12 protein-coding genes and 1 pseudogene are annotated in these 20077 nt (G+C 64.9%); 11 read left to right on the forward strand and 2 right to left on the reverse strand.

All coding sequences use genetic code 11. The features are described 5' to 3' along the window. Window positions 1-109: 109 nt before the first annotated feature. Both ACFJI2_RS02180 and ACFJI2_RS02185 read left to right on the forward strand, forming a co-directional pair. On the forward strand, window positions 110-1462 hold the full coding sequence (locus ACFJI2_RS02180) for a TAXI family TRAP transporter solute-binding subunit (protein ID WP_377703563.1): 1353 nt from the start codon (window positions 110-112) through the stop codon (window positions 1460-1462). Between the two features lie 120 nt (window positions 1463-1582). Beyond that, window positions 1583-4057, forward strand: coding sequence for a TonB-dependent receptor domain-containing protein (locus ACFJI2_RS02185; protein WP_028833745.1), 2475 nt, complete (start codon window positions 1583-1585; stop codon window positions 4055-4057). Window positions 4058-4143: 86 nt separating this feature from the next. Here ACFJI2_RS02185 and ACFJI2_RS02190 read toward each other — a convergent pair whose 3' ends face one another. Next, window positions 4144-4602: a rhodanese-like domain-containing protein gene (locus ACFJI2_RS02190; RefSeq protein ID WP_107876366.1), complete on the reverse strand. Its 459-nt coding sequence runs from the start codon at window positions 4600-4602 to the stop codon at window positions 4144-4146. A gap of 280 nt (window positions 4603-4882) precedes the next feature. Here ACFJI2_RS02190 and glnA point away from each other — a divergent pair, with 280 nt between their 5' ends. From glnA to ACFJI2_RS02235, 9 genes and pseudogenes are all read left to right on the forward strand, one after another. Next, on the forward strand, window positions 4883-6298 hold the full coding sequence (gene glnA / locus ACFJI2_RS02195) for a type I glutamate--ammonia ligase (RefSeq protein ID WP_028833743.1): 1416 nt from the start codon (window positions 4883-4885) through the stop codon (window positions 6296-6298). A gap of 98 nt (window positions 6299-6396) precedes the next feature. After that, window positions 6397-6906 carry a DUF4124 domain-containing protein gene (locus tag ACFJI2_RS02200; RefSeq protein ID WP_107876368.1) on the forward strand — a complete coding sequence of 170 codons (510 nt, stop codon included), beginning with the start codon at window positions 6397-6399 and terminating at the stop codon, window positions 6904-6906. Window positions 6907-6951: 45 nt separating this feature from the next. Then, window positions 6952-8061: a nitrogen regulation protein NR(II) gene (gene glnL / locus ACFJI2_RS02205; protein WP_377703564.1), complete on the forward strand. Its 1110-nt coding sequence runs from the start codon at window positions 6952-6954 to the stop codon at window positions 8059-8061. A 68-nt stretch (window positions 8062-8129) separates the two neighbouring features. Then, window positions 8130-9692, forward strand: coding sequence for a nitrogen regulation protein NR(I) (gene ntrC, locus ACFJI2_RS02210; protein ID WP_377703565.1), 1563 nt, complete (start codon window positions 8130-8132; stop codon window positions 9690-9692). 77 nt (window positions 9693-9769) lie between these two features. Then, window positions 9770-10743 (forward strand): annotated as a pseudogene (gene corA, locus ACFJI2_RS02215) (magnesium/cobalt transporter CorA). Window positions 10744-10835: 92 nt separating this feature from the next. After that, entirely contained in the window at window positions 10836-11633 is a 798-nt protein-coding gene (locus ACFJI2_RS02220) for a hypothetical protein (protein WP_377703566.1), read from the forward strand. A gap of 462 nt (window positions 11634-12095) precedes the next feature. Continuing rightward, on the forward strand, window positions 12096-15020 hold the full coding sequence (locus ACFJI2_RS02225; protein ID WP_377703567.1) for a TonB-dependent receptor plug domain-containing protein: 2925 nt from the start codon (window positions 12096-12098) through the stop codon (window positions 15018-15020). Window positions 15021-15163: 143 nt separating this feature from the next. Next, window positions 15164-16741 carry an HD domain-containing phosphohydrolase gene (locus ACFJI2_RS02230; protein ID WP_377703568.1) on the forward strand — a complete coding sequence of 526 codons (1578 nt, stop codon included), beginning with the start codon at window positions 15164-15166 and terminating at the stop codon, window positions 16739-16741. Window positions 16742-16763: 22 nt separating this feature from the next. After that, the gene (locus ACFJI2_RS02235) at window positions 16764-18110 is read left to right on the forward strand and encodes an ATP-binding protein (RefSeq protein ID WP_377703569.1); all 1347 of its coding nucleotides are present in this window, start codon (window positions 16764-16766) and stop codon (window positions 18108-18110) included. Window positions 18111-18141: 31 nt separating this feature from the next. On the opposite strand, the gene ACFJI2_RS02240 is transcribed toward ACFJI2_RS02235, so the two are convergent. Beyond that, window positions 18142-19770, reverse strand: a complete 1629-nt coding sequence (locus tag ACFJI2_RS02240) for an NAD(P)/FAD-dependent oxidoreductase (protein WP_377703570.1) — start codon at window positions 19768-19770, stop codon at window positions 18142-18144. Window positions 19771-20077: the final 307 nt, after the last annotated feature.

The following is a 20077-nucleotide window of genomic DNA, read 5'->3' on the forward strand; positions in this document are numbered from 1 at the left end:
CGGGGGCCGGTAGGGCGGGTAGGGCGGGTTAGCGAAGCGTAACCCGCCGACCCCGCCCACCCCGCGCGCCCCTTGCATGTTTGGCCATTTGTTGGCATGGTGTAGCCCCATGAAACCCATGCGCCACCACATGACCAAAGTGACCAAGATCCTCAACTTCTCGCGCTTCTCCCTGCGCGACCTGGTTGTCGCCGCCGGTCCCACCATCCTGCTCATCGCCGCCGCCTGCGCGCTGGCTTACGTGCTGGTCGACCCCACACCGCCGCGCGTGGTGACCCTGTCCACCGGCCAGGAGAACGGCGCCTACGAAGCCTTCGGCAAGAAATACGCCGAACTGCTGGGCAAGCACGGCATCAAGGTCGTGCTCAAGCCCTCCATGGGTTCCTACGAAAACCTGCAGCGCCTGGCCTCGGGCGACGCCGACATCGCCTTCCTGCAAAGCGGCACCACCAGCCAGGACGAAGCCGAACGGCGCGGCCTGGTATCGCTGGGCAGCCTGTTTACCGAACCGCTGTGGCTATTCCTGCGCGACGACGTCAAAGCCAAGGACCTGACGCAGCTGAAGGGCTTGCGCATCAACTTCGGCCCGGAGGGCAGCGGCGCGCCGCGCCTGTTCAAGCAGGTGCTGGAGGCCAACGGGCTGGAGCCGTCGGAGCTGAAGGTCAGCTCGCTGGCCAACACACCCGCCACCGTGGAGCTGCTGGAAAAGCGCATCGACGGCCTGGTGTTCAGCTCCGCGCCGGACGCGCCGCTGATCCAGATGCTGCTCATCACGCCCGGCATCAAGCTGTTCGACTTCACCCAGGCCGAAGCCTACACGCGCCGCCTGCCCTTCCTGACCCATGTGGTGCTGCCGCGCGGCATCGTGGACCTGGGCCGCGACCTGCCGGCCAAGGACTACCACCTGATCGCCCCCACCGCCACGCTGGTGGCGCGCGACGACCTGCATCCGGCGCTGGTGGACCTGCTGGTGCAGGCCGCCAGCACCATCCACAGCGGCGCCGGCTGGTTCCAGCAGCAGGGCCAGTTCCCGTCGCCCAAGTACAGCGAGATCCCGGTGGCGCACGAGGCGGCCAAATTCTACAAGGACGGCCCGCCTTTCCTGCAGCGCTACATGAGCTTCTGGCTGGCCAATCTGTTCGACCGCATGTGGGTGGTGGTGGTGGCGCTGGGCGCGCTGATCCTGCCGCTGTCCAAGGTGGTGCCGCCGCTGTACGTGTGGCGTATCCGCTCGCGCGTGTTCCGCTGGTACGGCCAGCTGCGCACGGTGGAGCAGGCGCTGGCCGCCGCGCCCGAAGAGCGGCGCGACGCCGTCTACGCCGAACAGCTGGAGCGCCTCAACGACATCGAGGAGCGCGTCAACCAGATCTCCATCCCGCTCTCCTTCGCCGACGATTTGTACGGCCTGCGCAGCCACATCAACCTGGTGCGGCAGCGGATACTGGCGGCCCATGAAGTGTAAGTAATATTACTTAATTGTTACAGCGGCGCGACAGCCTGCTTGCATTTGCTTTGACTTTCTATTTTTGGCGCGGTGATACTGAAGAGGCATAAGAAAAATTCAACCACACCAGGAGTAGCAATGCAGAGAAATCATGTCCTCGCTGTAGCCATCGCCTCGCTGTTCGCATCCGGCCACGCCGCCGCCCAGACCGCGCCAGCTTCTTCCGACAATTCCGCCACCGTCGTCGTCACCGGCACCCGCGTAGCCAACCGCACCGCGCTCGACACCGCCTCGCCGGTCGACATCATCGGCGCCGACGCCATCAAGAACACCGGCGTGCCCGAGATCGCGCAGGCGCTGTCGGTGGCGCTGCCGTCGCTGAACTTCCCGCGCCCCGGCCTGTCCGACGGCACCGACACCGTGCGTCCCGCCACCTTGCGCGGCCTGGCCCCGGACCAGACCCTGGTGCTGGTGAACTCCAAGCGCCGCCACACCTCCTCGCTGGTGAACCTGAACGGCACCATCGGCCGCGGCTCGTCCTCGGTGGACATGAACACCATCCCGGTGGCGATGCTGAAAAATATTGAAGTGCTGCGCGACGGCGCCTCCGCCCAGTACGGCTCGGACGCCATTGCCGGCGTGGTCAACCTGCGCCTGCGCACCGACAAGACCGGCGGCGAATTCACCGCCACCTACGGCGAGCGCCGCACCGAATACGACTTCGCCGTGGGCGCGCTGCCCGCCGGCGCCACCTGGGGCACGGAAACCTCGCGCAAGCGCCACGACGGCGGCACCGCCACCGTCAGCGGCTGGAAAGGCCTGGAACTGGGCGACAGCGGCTACCTGACCATCGCCGCCGAATACAAAGACCAGGAGCACACCGAGCGCAGCGGCTACGACGTGCGCCAGCAATACCCGCTGGTCAACGGCGGCTTCGACCCGCGCGAGAAAACCATCAACCGCTTCAACGCCTGGTACGGCGAGCCGGAACTGAAGCAGTCCACGATCTTCGCCAATGCCGGCTACGCGCTGGAAGGCGGCGCCAAGCTGTATGGCTGGACCAGCTACCAGAAGCGCGAAGCGCGTTCGGCCGGCTTCTTCCGCCGCGCGCTGCAGGACCAGAACATCATCTCGGTCTACCCGGACGGCTTCCTGCCCATCATCGCGCCGGACGTGGACGACTACAGCGCCACCGGTGGCGTGACCTGGACCGCCGGCGCGTGGGACATGGACGCCTCCATCGGCTACGGCAAGAACAAGATGCAGTACACCATCGAGAACACACTGAACCGCTCCATTGGCCCGAGCAGCAAGACCGTGTTCGACGCCGGCGGCTTCTGGTACGACCAGCTGACGCTGAACGTGTCCGGCGTGCGCCAGATCGAAGCGGGCCTGGCCTCGCCGCTGAACGTGGCGGTGGGCGCCGAAGTGCGCCGCGAAGGCTATAAGCTGTTTGCCGGCGAACCGGACTCCTGGCGCTACGGCGGCCAGGTGCTGGCCAACGGCACGCCGGCCGCGCCGGGCGCCCAGGTGTTCCCCGGCTTCCGCCCGGCCGACGCCTCGGACAACAGCCGCAAGGCCTACAGCGCCTACGTCGACCTGGAAGCCAACCTGACCAAGCAGTTCCTCGGCTCGGTAGCCATCCGCGGCGAACACTTCTCCGACTTCGGCAACAGCGTGTCGGGCAAGCTGGCCGGCCGCTACGACTTCGTGCCCGAGTTCGCGCTGCGCGGCTCGGTGCAGAACGGCTTCCGCGCGCCGTCGCCGCAGCAGCAGTTCTTCACGTCCACGTCCACCAACTTCATCAACGGCGTGCCGTTCGAGATCACCACCTTCAAGCCGAGCGACCCGGCCGCGATCGCCCTGGGCGCCAAGCCGCTGGACGCCGAGAAATCGGTCAACTTCTCGCTCGGCTCCGTGATGCGCTTCGGCGCCGTGAGCCTGACGGCGGACGCCTTCCACATCAAGATCAAGGACCGCATCGTGCTGTCCGAGAACCTGACCGCCGCCAATGTGCGCGACTTCCTGACCAAGCAAGGCTTCATCGGCGTGGGCGGCGGGCGCTTCTTCATCAACGGCGTGGACACCACCACCAAGGGCATCGACGTGGTCGCCAGCATGCCGGTGAAGACCGACGGCTACGGCAAGCTCGACTTCACGCTGGCCGGCAACTACACGAAGACCGACGTCACCAAGGTGCCGGTCACGGCGCAGCTGGCCGCGCTGTCGCCGGCGCCGGTGCTGTTCGACCGCGTCAATGTGCTCACCTTCACCGACGGCACGCCCAAGACCAAGTTCATCGCCAGCAGCACCTGGTCCTACGGCGACTTCGGCGTCACGGCGCGCGCCACGCGCTACGGCAAGATCCTGGCGCCGGGCACCACGGCCAACTTGGACTTCTGGCTGAGCGCCAAGACGCTGGTGGACCTGGAAGGGCGCTACGCCGTCACCAAGAAGCTGTCGCTGGCGGTGGGCGCGGACAACCTGTTCGACCAGTACCCGGACTCCTACCCGGCCAACCTGAACACGACCGGCAACGCCCCGTACTCGAACTACTCCCCGTTCGGCCGCTCCGGCCGCTACGTGTACGCCCGCCTGAACTACTCGCTGTAATCGGCAAGGCCCCTTCAAAATGGGGTCAGGGTTAATTTTCCAGGAAATATTTCCTGGAAAATTAACCCTGACCCCATTTTTTTTGTTCAGGCGCCGAGCCAGGGGAGGCCGGCTTTGCACCAGCCGCCCACCTGCTTGCGGTGGCCTTCCGCGTCCTTGTCGCCCTCGAACCCTTCCAGGATGTCGTAGCACTGGCTGTAGCCGTTTTCCGTGGCCAGCTTGGCCGCGTGGCGCGAGCGCACGCCGGAGCGGCACAGGAACAGCAGCACCTGGTCCTTGGCGGCCACGGCGGCAAGCTGTTCGAGGAATTGCGGGTTGGGTACGCCGCCCGGGTAGGTGCTCCACTGGACTGCACCATGCTGGGCCTCCGGGATGGCCACCCGGCCTACCCAGTCGCGCTCGGCATTGGTGCGCACGTCGATCAGCTTGACTGCGCTGTCGGCATTCAGCAGGGCGTGCGCCTCGGCCGGCGTCACGGCGCCGGCGTAGGGCAGGGCGGCGTCGCGGCTGCGGGCGCGGGCGAGGATCTCGGTAATAGTGCTCATGGCGATTTTTCCCAATCGGCTGTCAATATTGCGTTTATTATAGTGCCCGTTCGTCCACCGAAGTTTTTGCACCAAGCTGATGCATTTTTTCGTTTTACTCAACTTTCGCACCGAAAGCGTGCGAAATTTGCGTCCTGCACCAACACGGTGCGCATTTGATTATGCGCAAAAGTAGTGCAAGAGGGAAAATCTTCTGGCACGCTTCCTGCTTAATGGATTGACGAGTTTCAAGCTGCACGCAACAGCGTGGGCTGCCCCACTTTTTCACTAGGAGAGACGCATGGCACTGACCGCCGCAGAAGTATTGAAAATGGTACAAGATAACGAAGTGAAATTCGTTGATTTCCGCTTTGCTGACACCCGCGGCAAAGAACAGCACGTTACTGTGCCTGTATCGCACTTCGATATCGACAAGTTCGAATCCGGTCACGCCTTCGACGGCTCCTCGATCGCCGGCTGGAAGGGCATCGAAGCATCCGACATGATCCTGCTGCCTGATCCGGCTACCGCGAACATTGACCCGTTCATGGAAGAGACCACCCTGTTCATGCAGTGCGACGTGATCGAACCGTCGGACGGCAAAGGTTACGACCGCGACCCACGCTCCATCGCCAAGCGCGCTGAGGCCTACCTGAAATCGTCCGGCCTGGGCGACACCGCCTACTTCGGTCCCGAGCCAGAGTTCTTCATCTTCGATTCCGTCAAATGGAAAATCGACATGTCGGGCGCCAAGGTGCAGATCGACTCCGACGAGGCTTCCTGGTCGACCGACAAGGACATCGAAGGCGGCAACAGCGGCCACCGTCCTACCGTCAAGGGCGGCTACTTCCCAGTGCCACCAGTCGATTCCTTCCAGGACATGCGTTCGGAAATGTGCCTGATCCTGGAATCGCTGGGCATCCCGGTTGAAGTGCACCACCACGAAGTGGCCGGCGCCGGCCAGAACGAAATCGGCACCAAGTTCTCGACCCTGGTCGAGCGCGCCGACTGGACCCAGAACCTGAAATACGTGGTCTGGAACGTGGCCCACAGCTATGGCAAGACCGCCACCTTCATGCCTAAGCCTATCGTTGGCGACAACGGTTCCGGCATGCACGTGCACCAGTCGATCTGGAAAGACGGCAAGAACCTGTTCGCCGGCGACGGCTATGCCGGCCTGTCCGACTTCGCGCTGTACTACATCGGCGGCATCATCAAGCACGCCAAGGCGCTGAACGCGATCACCAACCCAGGCACCAACTCGTACAAGCGCCTGGTGCCAGGCTACGAAGCGCCTGTGAAGCTGGCTTACTCGGCCCGCAACCGCTCGGCTTCGATCCGTATTCCGCACGTGGCCAATCCTAAGGGCCGCCGCATCGAAACCCGCTTCCCTGACCCGCTGGCCAACCCATACCTGTGCTTCGCGGCACTGATGATGGCCGGCCTGGACGGCGTGCAGAACAAGATCCACCCGGGCGAAGCCGCATCGAAAGACCTGTACCATCTGCCACCGGAAGAAGACGCGCTGATCCCGACCGTCTGCGCTTCGCTGGAAGAGGCACTGGACCACCTGAACAAGGACCGCGAGTTCCTGACCCGCGGCGGCGTGTTCACCGATTCGATGATCGATGCCTACATCGAGCTGAAGATGACCGAAGTGACCCGTATGCGCATGACCACGCACCCGGTCGAATTCGACATGTACTACTCGCTGTAATCAGCAGCAGCGCCGGCCACGGGCCGGCCTGCCACCAGACGCGAGGACGGCAACTGCTCTCCTCGCGTTTTTTTTGCCGGATGTTGTATAGTCGGGGCATGACTACCTGGAATTTTGCACCTCTCGTTTTGTTGTTGGCCTCCGGCCTGGTGTCCAGCGCGGCATCGGCCCAGGGACAGATTTTCCTGTGCGTGGACGCCAGCGGCCACAAGGAGCTGACCGACAGCCGCAAGCACGCCTCCTGCAAGCCGCTCGACATCCCGGGCGCGATCCCGGCGCCGGCGCGGCGCGCGGAGAACGCCAGGCCGCGCGCGGCGGCGCCGGCTGCGGCGCCGGCCGCCACGCCGGGCGACTTCCCGCGCGTGGACAGCAGCGAGCAGAAGGCGCGCGACGCCGACCGCCGGCAGATCCTGATGGACGAGCTGAACGGCGAGCAGGCCAAGCTGAACGAGCTGCGCAAGGAGTTCAACAACGGCGAGCCGGAACGCCGTGGCGACGAGCGCAATTACGCCAAATACCAGGAGCGCGTGGCCAGCCTGAAGGACAGCATCAGCCGGTCCGAAAAGAACGTGGAAGCGCTCAAGCGCGAGATCCAGAACATCCGCTGAGATCCCGCGCCGGGCGCGTCCGCAAGCATCCCAAGGGGAGGCACCATGAGCATCGTCACCAATATCGCCCGCGCGGCGGCCGCCATGGCGCGCCCGCAATCGCTGGCCGGGCTGGAGCTGCTGGCCTCGGCCGTGATCCTGCTGGACGCGGACGGCCTCATCACCTACGTCAACGCCGCCGCCGAGAACCTGCTGGAGAGTTCGGTGAAGGCGCTGTCGCATCAGAAGTTCGCCGCGCTGTTCACCAATCCGGAAGAGCTGGTCAATATCATCGCGCAGGCGCGCGAGCACAAGTTTTCCGACCTGCGCCAGGACCTGGCGCTGGAGCGCGCCGGCAAGGAGCCGCTGCAGGTGCACAGCATCGTGTCGGCGCTGGACGAGCCGCCGGGCGCCATCCTGATCGAGCTGCGCGAGAACGTGCAGCAGCTCAAGCTGGACCGCGAGGAGCGCATCCTGGACCAGAGCCAGGTCAACAAGGAGCTGATCCGCAACCTGGCGCACGAGATCAAGAATCCGCTGGGCGGCATCCGCGGCGCGGCGCAGCTGCTGGAGATGGAGCTGCCGCCGCTGCACCTGGCCGAGCTGCGCGAGTACACCCAGGTCATCATCAAGGAAGCGGACCGGCTGCAGACGCTGGTGGACCGCCTGCTGGCGCCGCACCGCCGCCCGCATATCGTGGGCGACGTCAACATCCACGAAGTATGCGAGCGCGTGCGCAGCCTGATCCTGGCCGAGTTCCCGTCCGGGCTGGCGATCCGGCGCGACTACGACGCCTCCATCCCCGAGTTCCGCGGCGACAAGGAGCAGCTGATCCAGACCGTGCTCAACATCGCGCACAACGCCGCGCAGGCGCTGTCGCAGCGCATCGAGCAGGGCGACGCCGAGCTGGTGCTCAAGACGCGGGTGGCGCGTCAGGTGACCCTGGCCAAGGTGCGCTACAACCTGGCATTAGACTTGCATATCATAGACAATGGACCGGGTATCGCACCCCAGATCCGCGACCGCATTTTCTACCCGCTGGTGTCGGGACGGGAAGGCGGCAGCGGCCTGGGGCTGACCTTGGCGCAGACCTTTGTGCAGCAGCACATGGGCGTGATCGAGTGCGAAAGCCGGCCTGGATATACGGACTTCAGGATTCTGCTGCCCCTGCCATAAGCGGGCGCGGCGCGATGCCGGGTCCGAGTCCCTTGATTGACGATCCATCCGCGGGATACAAAGCACACATGAAGCCAATCTGGATAGTTGACGACGACGAATCGATCCGCTGGGTACTGGAAAAAGCCTTGGCCAGGGAAAGCCTGGCCACCAAGAGTTTTGCCAACGCGCGCGACGCGATCGCCGCGCTGGAGCATGAAACACCGCAGGTGCTGGTGTCCGACATCCGCATGCCGGGCGATTCCGGGCTGGACCTGCTGCAGCTGGTCAAGTCGCGCCATCCCGGCCTGCCGGTCATCATCATCACCGCCTTCTCCGACCTGGACTCGGCCGTGGCGGCCTTCCAGGGCGGCGCCTTCGAGTACCTGGCCAAGCCCTTCGACATCGACAAGGCCGTCGAGCTGATACGGCGCGCGCTCGACGAGAGCCTGCGCGAGACCAGCGTGGAATCCGGCCCGGCCGAGACGCCCGAGATCCTGGGCCAGGCGCCGGCCATGCAGGAAGTGTTCCGCGCCATCGGCCGCCTGTCGCAGTCGAACGTGACGGTGCTCATCACCGGCGAGTCCGGCACCGGCAAGGAGCTGGTGGCGCGCGCGCTGCACAAGCACAGCCCGCGCGCGGCGCAGCCCTTCATCGCGCTCAACACGGCCGCGATTCCGAAGGACTTGCTGGAATCGGAACTGTTCGGCCACGAGCGCGGCGCCTTCACCGGCGCGCAGACCACGCGGCGCGGCCGCTTCGAGCAGGCCGAGAACGGCACGCTGTTCCTCGACGAGATCGGCGACATGCCGTTCGACTTGCAGACGCGCTTGCTGCGCGTGCTGTCGGACGGGCACTTCTACCGCGTCGGCGGGCACCAGCCGATGAAGGCCAATGTGCGCGTCATTACCGCCACGCACCAGAACCTGGAACAGCGCGTGCGCGACGGCCTGTTCCGCGAGGACTTGTACCACCGCCTGAACGTGATCCGCCTGCGCCTGCCCAGTTTGAGGGAGCGGCGCGAGGACATCCCCATTTTGGTGCGGCACTTCCTGGTGCAAAGCGCCAAGCAGCTGGGCGTGGAAGCCAAGCGCATGAGCGACTCGGCGCTGGCCTTCCTGTGCAGCCTGGAGCTGCCGGGCAATGTGCGCCAGCTGGAAAACCTGTGCAACTGGATCACCGTGATGGCGCCGGGCCAGACGGTGGAGGTGAAGGATTTGCCGCTGGAGCTGACGCAGGAGCAGGGCGGGCGGGCCGCCGACGGCGGCGCACCCGTCGCAGCCGGGCTGGCGGCGCCGGGCGGCATGCAGGAGCACGGCAGCTTGCAGCACCACGGCACCGTGCTGCCGCTGCCGGCCGAAGGCATGGCGGCGGCCGGGCTGGCCGGGGCGGCGAACGGCGCCCATGGCGCGGCCGGCGGCGCCGACAGCTGGCTCAGCCTGCTGGAGCTGCAGGCGGCCGGCATGCTGGCCAGCGGCCAGCAGGAAGTGATGGACGTGCTGGGGCGGCAGTTCGAATCGGCGCTGATACGCACCGCGCTCAAGTACACCCACGGCCGCAAGAACGACGCCGCGGTGCGCCTGGGCATAGGCCGCAACACCATCACGCGCAAGATCGCCGAGCTGGGCATAGACGGCGCCAAGGACGACTGAGGCGCGGTTAGCACGGCCGGCCCAGGCCCGGCCCGGCCGTGCTAAGCTTCCGGCTTTATTGCGGAAGCTGAGTCACCATGCTGATCAACTGTGTTGCCTACCAGGACGGCCGTAAGCTGGCCGACGTCGCCGTGCCCGACATCAGCGACTACGTCGCGCGCGGCGACTGCTTCGTCTGGGTCGCGCTGCGCGACGGCGACGCGGCCGAACTGGCCGTGATGCAGGAGGAATTCGGCTTGCACGAGCTGGCCGTGGAAGACGCCAGCCGCGGCCACCAGCGCCCCAAGATCGAGGAATACGGCGATTCGCTGTTCGTGGTGGTCAAGACCGTGGAGGCGCGCCCGGACAGCGACGAGCTGGTGGTGGGCGAGGTGGACGTGTTCGTCGGTCCCAACTACGTGCTGTCGAACCGCCAGAACAGCAGCCATGACTTGCTGGGCGTGCGCGCGCGCGCGCCGAGCGCGAGCCGCACCTGCTCAAGCAGGGGCCGGCCTTCGTGCTGTACGCCATCATGGACGCGGTGGTGGACCGCTATTTCCCCATTGCCGACGCCATGGAAACCGAGCTCGAGCAAATCGAGGAGCGCATCTTCGTGCAGAGCGCGCAGCGCGACAACATCGAGCGCCTGTACGGATTGAAGCGCAAGGCGCTGACGCTGCGCCACGCGGTGGCGCCGCTGCTGGACGCGGTGGGCAAGCTGCACGGCGGCCGCGTGCCGGCCGTGTGCGCCGACACCCAGGAATACTTCCGCGACGTGCATGACCACCTGCTGCGCATCAGCGGCACGCTGGACTCCATCCGCGACACCATCAGCACCGCGATCCAGGTGCACCTGTCCATGGTGGCTATCGACGAGGGCGAGGTGAACAAGAAGCTGGCCGCCTACGCGGCCATCTTCGCCGTGATGACGGCGTTTGCCGGCATCTGGGGCATGAACTTCAAGTATATGCCCGAGCTTGATTCGCCCTGGGGCTACCCGGCCGCGCTGGCGCTGATGGCTGGCACCTGCGTGTACCTGTACCGCCGATTCCGCAAGGCGGGATGGTTGTAACCGACAAGCAGTGTTGCGAATTTACTACGGGCTACTGGTGTTGCTATAGGTTTTAATTTATTGTTGTTGTTTTGGTGACTATGGGCGGCTACATGAAAGCTGTGCTCTTAGGTATTGCCTTGCTGGCGTTCTCCGCGCCGGCCTTGGCAGATGACCTCGCGGATGCTCAAAAAGCATGGGAAAGCAAAGACTACGGACGCGCCTTCAAGGCGTTCTCGGCGCTGGCCAAGGCGGGCAATGGCGCCGCCCAGCTCCAGTTAGGAGAAATGTTCGGATTCGGCGAAGGCACTGCTGAGGATGCTGTGCAAGCCGAGCATTGGCTCAAGCAGGCGCAGGCAGCCGGCGTACCCGAAGCGGCAGCGTCGCTGGAGCTGGTGCGCGAGCGCCATGCACGCAAAGCTGAAATCGCCTACTTCACCGAACATTTCGACGGCGCAGACCGGGCCTATTCCAATTACGGCTGTACCCGTCCGCTGATTCCGGCGCAATCGGCGACCAATGCGGAGATTGCCGCCGTCAATTCCGCTGTCAATACCTGGGCGGCGTGCCATGGACGTTTTGTCACCGATTTGAATAAGAGCCTGCCCGCAACGAATACCATTTCTCCCGGCGTGCTTAAATTAATGAGTAACGCGGAATACCAGCGCGCTAGCGCGTTAATCGAGAAAGTATATGAGAAAATCGCCGTGGATGCCCAGCGCATTGCGGATCAGATAGGCAGCGAGAATGCGGCCTGGAAAGCCGCCACCGAAAAGTTTGCGGCGGACAGCAACGAAAAAATAGCCGGTAAGGCAGCGTCGGATAAAGCACGCTTCGAGCGATTTAATCTGGAAGAGCAGGACGCCGTCCAGAGACGTATCAATGCCGCCAATGGCGTGCGCAAGCAATAAGGCATTAACCCCCTCCCCATATAAGCGCATCCAATTAAGTGCACTGCACTTTTTTGGTGAAATTCCTATTGCCAATTAATATATTCGCAGCAACATTGTTGCGAAAATACGTCGATACAATAACTTGGTTGACACTGCAATTTGCGGCGTGTTCTTATAGGCGCTTGCCAAAAATACTGGGAAATATTTCTGGCTAATCTGCGCAAGCGGAATGTATCGCCTTGGATCAAAGTCGTATTACGGGAAGCGACTGTAAATAAAATTAAAGCGGCTGCCTGCCGGGGTGGCCTTAATTGGGAAAGAACCACAATGTTAAGAAAAACCGTATTGGTAAGAGCTCTCACTATTGCGTTCGGTGCGGCCGCCATGAGCGCCGCAGTTGTGCCTGCAGCTATGGCCCAGTCGAATGCAGCTGGTAATATTTTCGGCCGTGTCGATGCGCCAGCCGGCGCATCGGTCGTCATGCAAAATACCGACACTGGTGCCAAACGCACCATCTCGCCGGATGCCAGTGGGCGCTACAACGCTACCGCGATGTCGCCAGGACACTACAAGGTCGAACTGATTCGTGATGGCAAGACCGTCGACACGCGCGAAGTGGACGTGATCGTCGGCCAGGGCGTGGACGCCTCCTTCGTGCAGACTGTTCAGGCTGTGCAAGTAACGGGTATACGCAACCGCATCGACGTGTCGAACTCGAACAACGGTGCTACCTTCACCGCCAAGGAACTGGCCCGCCTGCCGATTCCACAAACCGTGGACGCCATCATTCAGCTGGCGCCCAACACAACCCGCGCCGACTCCCGCTACGCAGCTGGCGCGTCCTTCGGCGGCGGCGGAGCGTCGGAGAACGCTTACTACATCAACGGCTTCCCCGTCACCAATCCGCTGACCCAGCTGGGCGCGTCCGAGCTGCCGTTTGGCGCCATCGCGCAGGCGCAGATCCTGACCGGCGGCTTCGGCGCCGAGTTCGGCCGTTCGGTCGGCGGTGTGGTGAACATCACCACCAAGAGCGGCACCAACAATTGGGAAGCGGGCGCAAGCGCCAGCATCGAGCCGAACTCGCTGCGCTCCAATGCGAAAGACACCTATTACCCGGTCACCGGTGCGCCGGAAAACGGCCCAACCCAGGGCAAGACCGACGGCACGCTGTTCCGCCGCAACCAGGATAACTCGCGCACCGACAAGATCTACGGCGCTTACGTGGGCGGCCCGCTGATCAAGGACACGTTGTTCATGTTCGTTTCGGCCGAAACCCGCCGCTACGACCGCGAAGGCACCAACGCCACGCTGGCCACCAAAGGCACCCGTACCTCCACCACCAACCTCACCGACGGTTGGGAAGCCAAGCAGGACAAGACTGACCGCTACATGGCCAAGTTCGACTGGAACATCTCGGACAGCCACCGCCTGGAAGCCACCTTCCTGGGCGACACCGCCAAGACCGATCGCCAGCTGTACAGCTACGATTACACGACCTTCACGCACGGCACGGCTGTGAAGGCCTCGCAGCACTATAAGAACGATGCGAACTTTACCCCGACCGTGGGCGCCAATTCGCAGATCCTGCGCTACACCGGCAATTTCACCGACGACCTGACCGTCACCGCGCTGTTCGGCAAGAGCAAAACCAAGAATGGCAGCAAGTACGACGTGATCGGCGCGCCGACCACGGGCGACCTGTACCAGGTGAGCGCGCCGGCCGCGGCCCAATATCCAGGCCTGAACTACACCACCACCCAGGTGCTGTCCGGCCTGGTGTCGGCCAGCGACTCCTCCAGCGAAATCAAGTCCTCGCGCGTCGACTTGGAATACAAACTGGGTAAGCACACCCTGCGCGGCGGTCTGGACGATAATAAGCTGACGTCCGAAGCGGCGGGCGAAGTGTACGGCGGCGGCGGCTTGTGGACTTACTTCCGCACCCTGAATCCGACCACCAAGATCAGCCTGGGTGGTGGTTACAGCGTTGCCCCAGCCTCGTTCGGCGGACTCGGCACCCAAGGTTACTATGTCTCCAAGCGTATCTTCGATGACACCACCTCTGCCGGTTCCGACCAGTCCGCGCAATATCTGGAAGACATCTTCCAGGTTACCAAGGACGTTCGCCTGACCTTCGGCCTGCGCAATGAAAGCTTCAAGAACAAGAACGGTGACGGCGTCACCTTCCTGGAAGTGAAGAACTTCATCCAGCCACGCTTTGGCGCAGCCTGGGACGTGAATGGCGACGCATCGATGAAGGTGTTTGGTAGCGCCGGCCGCTATGCGCTGCAGATCCCGACCCACCTGGCAGTGCGCGGCGCCAGCCGTTCGCTGAACGTGCGCCAGTACTTCACGTACACCGGCACCGATGCGCAAGGCCAGCCAACCGGCCTGACCCCGATGACCGGCGTGTTCTCGACCAACAACGAGCTGGGCCAGGCGAAAGACCCGGCCACGCTGACCGCCGTCGATATCGATCCAACCTACCAGGACGAAATCACGCTGGGTTTCGAGCGCGCGTTCTCGCCTAGCCTGAACTTTGGCGCGAAAGTAACCTACCGCAAGCTGAAGGCAACCATCGACGACTACTGCGATGACTCGGCCATCCTCGCGTGGGCTGAGCGTAACAAGGTCAACACGGACAACTACGGCGGCTTCAACTGCGCATCGTTCAACCCTGGCAAGGGCAACACCTTCCTGGTGGACTTTGCCGGCACCGGCAAGAATTACTCGGTCGTCAGCCTGACTGCGGAAGAACTGAAGTTCGACAAGGCGGCCCGTACTTATACCGCCCTGGATCTGTTTGCCGAGCACCCGTTCCGCAACGGCTGGTATGGCCGCGTGAACTATACCTGGTCGCGCAGCCGTGGCAACACCGAAGGCCAGACCCGCTCGGACAATGCACAGACCGACGTGGCAGCCACCTCGACCTGGGACAACTGGCCGCTGATGGTAGGCGCCAACGGCCTGCTGCCTAACGACCGCGAACACCAGGTCAAGGCGTTCGGCTTCTATGAAGTGATGCCTCAGCTGACCCTGGGCGGCAACTTCCTGGCAGCGTCGGGCCGTCCGCGCAGCTGCTTCGGCAACAGCCCCAACATCCCGGCCAACATCCAGGATTACGGTTCGGTGTACTTCTACTGCGACAAGCCGGTGCCGCGCGGCACCCTCGGCCGCCTGCCTTGGGATGTGCGCACTGATATGAACGTAGTGTTCCGCCCCGCGCAAGCGAAGGGCCTGGCGCTGAAGCTGGACATCTTCAACGTGTTCAACAAGCAGACCGAGCAGACCATCGACGAGACCTACAACCTGAATGGCACCACCATCAGCTCGACCTATGGCCGCGTGATCAGCTACACCGCACCGCGCTCGCTGAAGTTCACTGCTGAGTACAACTACAAGTTCTAACTGCAGGTCCCGCCGCCAGCTTGCCGGCGGCGTTGCTCCCAGATTTTAACGCCGGCCCTGCCGGCGTTTTTTTTTGCTGGAGGCAAACCAAGCCGCACGCCGGATGTACAATTGGCAATATCAAGAGCCCATGCGAGGCCGCCATGATGGACGACGAAATGCAGTTTGACGACGATGCCCCGGCGCCGTCCGCCGCAGCTGCGCCTTGGCAGGTGCTGATCGTCGACGACGACCGCTCGGTGCACCAGGTGACGCAGCTGGTGATGGGCGATTTCGAGTTCGACGGCCGCGCGCTGCAGTTCACCCATTGCTATTCGGCGGCCGAGGCGCGCGCCGTGCTGGCCGGCCCCACGCCGTTCGCGCTGATCCTGCTCGATGTGGTGATGGAGAGCGAACACGCCGGGCTGGACCTGGTGGAATACATCCGCGGGGAGCTGGGCAACTGCAATGTGCGCATCGTGCTGCGCACCGGCCAGCCGGGCCAGGCGCCGCAGGCCTATGTGCTGAAAACCTACGATATCAACGACTACCGCGAGAAAGCCGACCTCACGCACGCCAAGCTGAGCACGGTGTTTTATTCCGCGCTGCGCGGCTACCGCGACCTGATGCGCCTGGAGCGCGCGCGCAGCGGCCTGCGGCGCTCGATCGACGCCATCACCCAGGTGGGCGACTCGGACAGCCTGCGCGCCTTCTGCTCAGCCGTGCTGGAGCAGGTCAGCGCGCTGCTGGGCAATGACGGCGAGGGCGTCTGCGCCAGCCGCCGCCATGAGGCTGCGGCCCATGCCGGGGGCAATCCACCGACCGACGCCTACGCCGCCGCGCCGCAGGGCGAGCGGCTGCGGGTGCTGGCCGTCACGCCGGCCTACGCCGGCCTGCCGGCCGACGAAACGCTGGCCCAGCTGCCGGCGCCGGTGGCGGCCGCCTTCGCGCGCTGCATGCGCGAACGGCGCGACCACCACGGCGACAGCCACTACGCCTGCTACCACCGCACCGGCGAGGGCAACGAGAGCCTGCTGTACATGGCCTTCTCCCATCCGGTGGGCGAGGCCGAGCGCGAGCTGCTGGCGCTGTTCTCGGCCAATGTCGCCATCACCTACGAAAAACTGCTGCAGCGCGAGGAAGACGCCGCCACCCAGCAGGCCACCGTGGCCATCCTGGGCGAGGCGCTGGAACGGCGCGCGCCCGCCAGCGGCCACCATGTGGCGCGGGTCGGCGCCATCGCGGCCATGCTGGCCGAGGCGGTGCAGCTGGCGCCGGCCGCCGTGCGTCATCTGCGCCAGGCCGCGCCGCTGCACGACGCGGGCCACAGCGGCGTGCCGGACGCGGTGCTGAACCAGCCCGGCCCGCTCGACGAGGAGCAGTGGCGGCTGATGCGGCAGCACAGCGAGATTGGCCACGCCATGCTGCAGCGCTCGGACCAGCCGGTGCTGCAGCTGGCCGCCGCCATCGCCCACGAACACCACGAACGCTGGGACGGCAGCGGCTACCCGCGCGGCCTGGCCGGCGAGCAGATCAGCCTGGCCGGGCGCATCACGGCGCTGGCCGATTTTGTCGACGCCATGGTCAGCCCGCGCTGCTACCGGCCGGCCTGGCCGCTGGCGCACGCGCTGGAGCAGGTGCGGGCCGAGAGCGGCAAACGCTTCGACCCTGCGCTGGCCGCGCTGCTGCTGCAGCGTGCGTCCGAGCTGCAGCGGCTGTACCTGGCCTGCCCACCTGCCTGAACCCCACACCGGAGCCCTTGCCATGACCACCAGTCCTCCCGCCTTGTTTGACGAGCACGACGGCCGCCTGCTGGCCGAGGCGGCGCTGCGCTCCATCACCGCCTCCACCTCGCGCCTGCGCGGCGAGGAATTCCTGCGCACGCTGGTGCGCGACCTGGCGCAGGCGCTGGACGTGACCTATGTAATCGCGGGGCGCGTGATCCAGATGGCGGACGGCGAGGGCATACGCACGCTGGCCGTCTGGGGCGGCGCCGACTTCCTGCCCAATATGGAGTACAGCCTGCGCCACACGCCCTGCCAGGACGTGACCGACCAGACCATGTGCTTCCACGCCTGCGGCATCCAGGCCGACTATCCGCAGGACACGCTGCTGGTGGACATGCGGGCCGAAAGCTATGTCGGCATGCCGATGATAGACACCGAAGGCAAGACGCTGGGCATCCTGTCGGCCATCGACACCAAGCCCATCGACGAGAACAAGCGCCTGCTGGCGCTGTCGCTGCTGTCCATCTTCGCGGCGCGCTGCGCTGCCGAGCTGCAGCACCAGGACCGCGAGGAAGTGCTCGAGCACAAGGTGCAGCAGCGCACCGAGGCGCTGCGCGCGGCGCAGGCCAGCATGGTGGAGCAGGAAAAGATGGCGGCGCTGGGCGCGCTGGTGGCCGGCGTGGCGCACGAGGTGAACACGCCCATCGGCGTGGCGGTCACGGCCGCCTCGGGCATGAGCGCCTACGCGGCGCAGATGGTGGAAACGCTCAGCGGACCCAAGGTGAGCCGCTCGGACATGGTGGCGCTGGCCGAGCGCCTCAAGGGCGCGGCCGAACTGATCGAGCAGAACCTGGCGCGCGCCGCCGAATTGATCGGCAATTTCAAGCAGCTGGCGGTGGACCAGGGCACCGAGCACGTCACCGAACTGGGCTTGCGCGAGCATGTGCAGGGCGTGGTGTCGGCCCACAGCCCGGAGCTGCGCAAGGGCGCCATCGGCGTGCGGCTGGACATCGATGCCGCGCTGCGCGCGCGCTTGCCGGCCGGCAAGCTGTCGCAGGTGCTGTCGAACCTGCTGATGAATTCAGCCAAGCATGGCTATCCGGACGGCGGGCCGGGCGCCGTCACCATCGCCGCCCGCCAGGAGCAGGCCGAGGGGCGCGCCTGGCTGCTGATCGATTTCGCCGACGACGGCGTCGGCATGCCGCCCGCCGTGCGCGAGCGCGTGTTCGAACCCTTCTTCACCACCAAGCGCGGGCAGGGCGGCTCCGGGCTGGGCATGCACATCGTTTACACCATCGTGCACCAGATGGGCGGGCAGGTCAGCGTGGACGGCAACGCAGAGCGGGGCTGCCGTTTCCACGTGCGCCTGCCGCTGCCCGCTTAGGTTTGGTGGCGCAGCGGGGCAGCGGCCGGGCTTACTTGTCCTTCGCCGCCATCGACAGCGCCACCGCCTCGGCCACCTTGATGCCGTCCACGCCGGCCGACAGGATGCCGCCGGCGTAGCCCGCGCCTTCGCCGGCAGGGAACAGGCCGCGCGTGTTCAGGCTTTGCAGGTCGTCGTCGCGGCGCTTGATGCGGATCGGCGACGAGGTGCGCGTTTCCAGGCCGGTCAGCACCGCGTCGTGCTTGAAGTAGCCCTTGACCTGCTTGTCGAACGCCGGGAAGGCTTCGCGCAGCGCCGTCACGGCGAACTCCGGCAGGATGGTGGCCAGGTCGGTCAGGTGCACCTGCGGCTTGTACGAGGGCACCACGGCGCCGAACTCGGTGGACGGGCGGCCCGCCACGAAGTCGCCCATCAGCTGGCCCGGCGCGCTGTAGTTGCTGCCGCCCAGCTCGAACGCCTTCTCTTCCAGGCGGCGCTGGAATTCAATGCCGGCCAGCGGGTGGCCCGGATAGTCTTCCGGCGAAATGCTCACCACGATGGCGCTGTTGGCGTTGCGCTCGGCGCGCGAATACTGGCTCATGCCGTTGGTGACCACGCGGCCAGGCTCGGACGCGGCCGCCACCACGGTGCCGCCCGGGCACATGCAGAAGCTGTACACGGCGCGGCCGTTGGAGGCGTGGTGCACCAGCTTGTAGTCGGCCGCGCCCAGGATGGGGTGGCCGGCGTTGGGGCCGAAGCGGCAGGAGTCGATCATGGACTGCGGGTGCTCGACGCGGAAGCCGATCGAGAAGGGCTTGGCTTCGATGAACACGCCGCGCTCATACAGCATCTCGAAGGTGTCGCGCGCGCTGTGGCCGATGGCCAGCACCACGTGCTCGGTCACCAGGCGCTCGCCCGTGCTCAGCAGCAGGCTGCGCACCTGGCGCTCGCCGTTGGCCTGGTCGATCTCGATGTCGGTCACCTTGGCCTCGAAGCGGATCTCGCCGCCCAGCGCCACGATTTCCTGGCGCATCGCTTCCACCATCTTGACCAGGCGGAAGGTGCCGATGTGCGGCTTGCTGACGTAGATGATTTCTTCCGGCGCCCCGGCCTTGACGAACTCGGTCAATACCTTGCGGCCGTAGTGCTTGGGGTCCTTGATCTGGCTGTACAGCTTGCCGTCCGAGAAGGTGCCGGCGCCGCCTTCGCCGAACTGCACGTTCGATTCCGGGTTCAGCTCGCGCTTGCGCCAGAAGCCGAAGGTGTCCTTGGTGCGCTCGCGCACGGTCTTGCCGCGCTCCAGGATGATGGGCTTCAGGCCCATCTGCGCCAGGATCAGCGCGGCGAACAGGCCGCACGGCCCCATGCCGATGACCACCGGGCGCGGCTGGGCGCCGCTGGCGTTGACGTTGTGCGCCACGTATTTGTAGCGCGTGTCCGGCGACGGCATCAGGTGGCTGTCGCGCGCGTTGGCTTTCAACACGGCGTCGTCGTCGGCGGTTTCCACGTCCAGCGAGTAGATCAGCACGATGGCGGATTTCTTGCGCGCGTCGTAGCTGCGCTTGTAGACGGTGTAGCCGGTCAGCTGCGCCGGCGCGATGTGCAGGCGGGCCAGGATGGCGGCGGTCAGTTGCTCTTCGGTATGGTCGAGCGGGAGCTTTACTTCGTTCAGTCTGAGCATGGCGGTTCCTGTGCTTGTAGTTATCAAGCAGGTTGATCGGGAAATCGCGCGCGCGGCGCGGAACCGGCAATTGTAGCACGGGGCGGCGCACCCGTCCAGCGCGGCCGCTTGCACCACTTTGGTGCTGTTGTAATTAAACAATATTGTTTGGTTACCATCGGAAAGTAACAATCTTTACGAATTGCTATGGATATACTCGGAAGCGGACCCTGCTGTCGAAGCGCAGCCGGGCCGACTACTGGCTGGATGGCGCCCCACAAGGGTGCCGCCGGTCTTTCCTCGACTGGAGAAAACGTGAAGAAAAAGT

Origin of the sequence: Pseudoduganella sp. UC29_71 (assembly GCF_042693265.1) — a bacterium.
GTDB lineage: Bacteria > Pseudomonadota > Gammaproteobacteria > Burkholderiales > Burkholderiaceae_D > Rugamonas.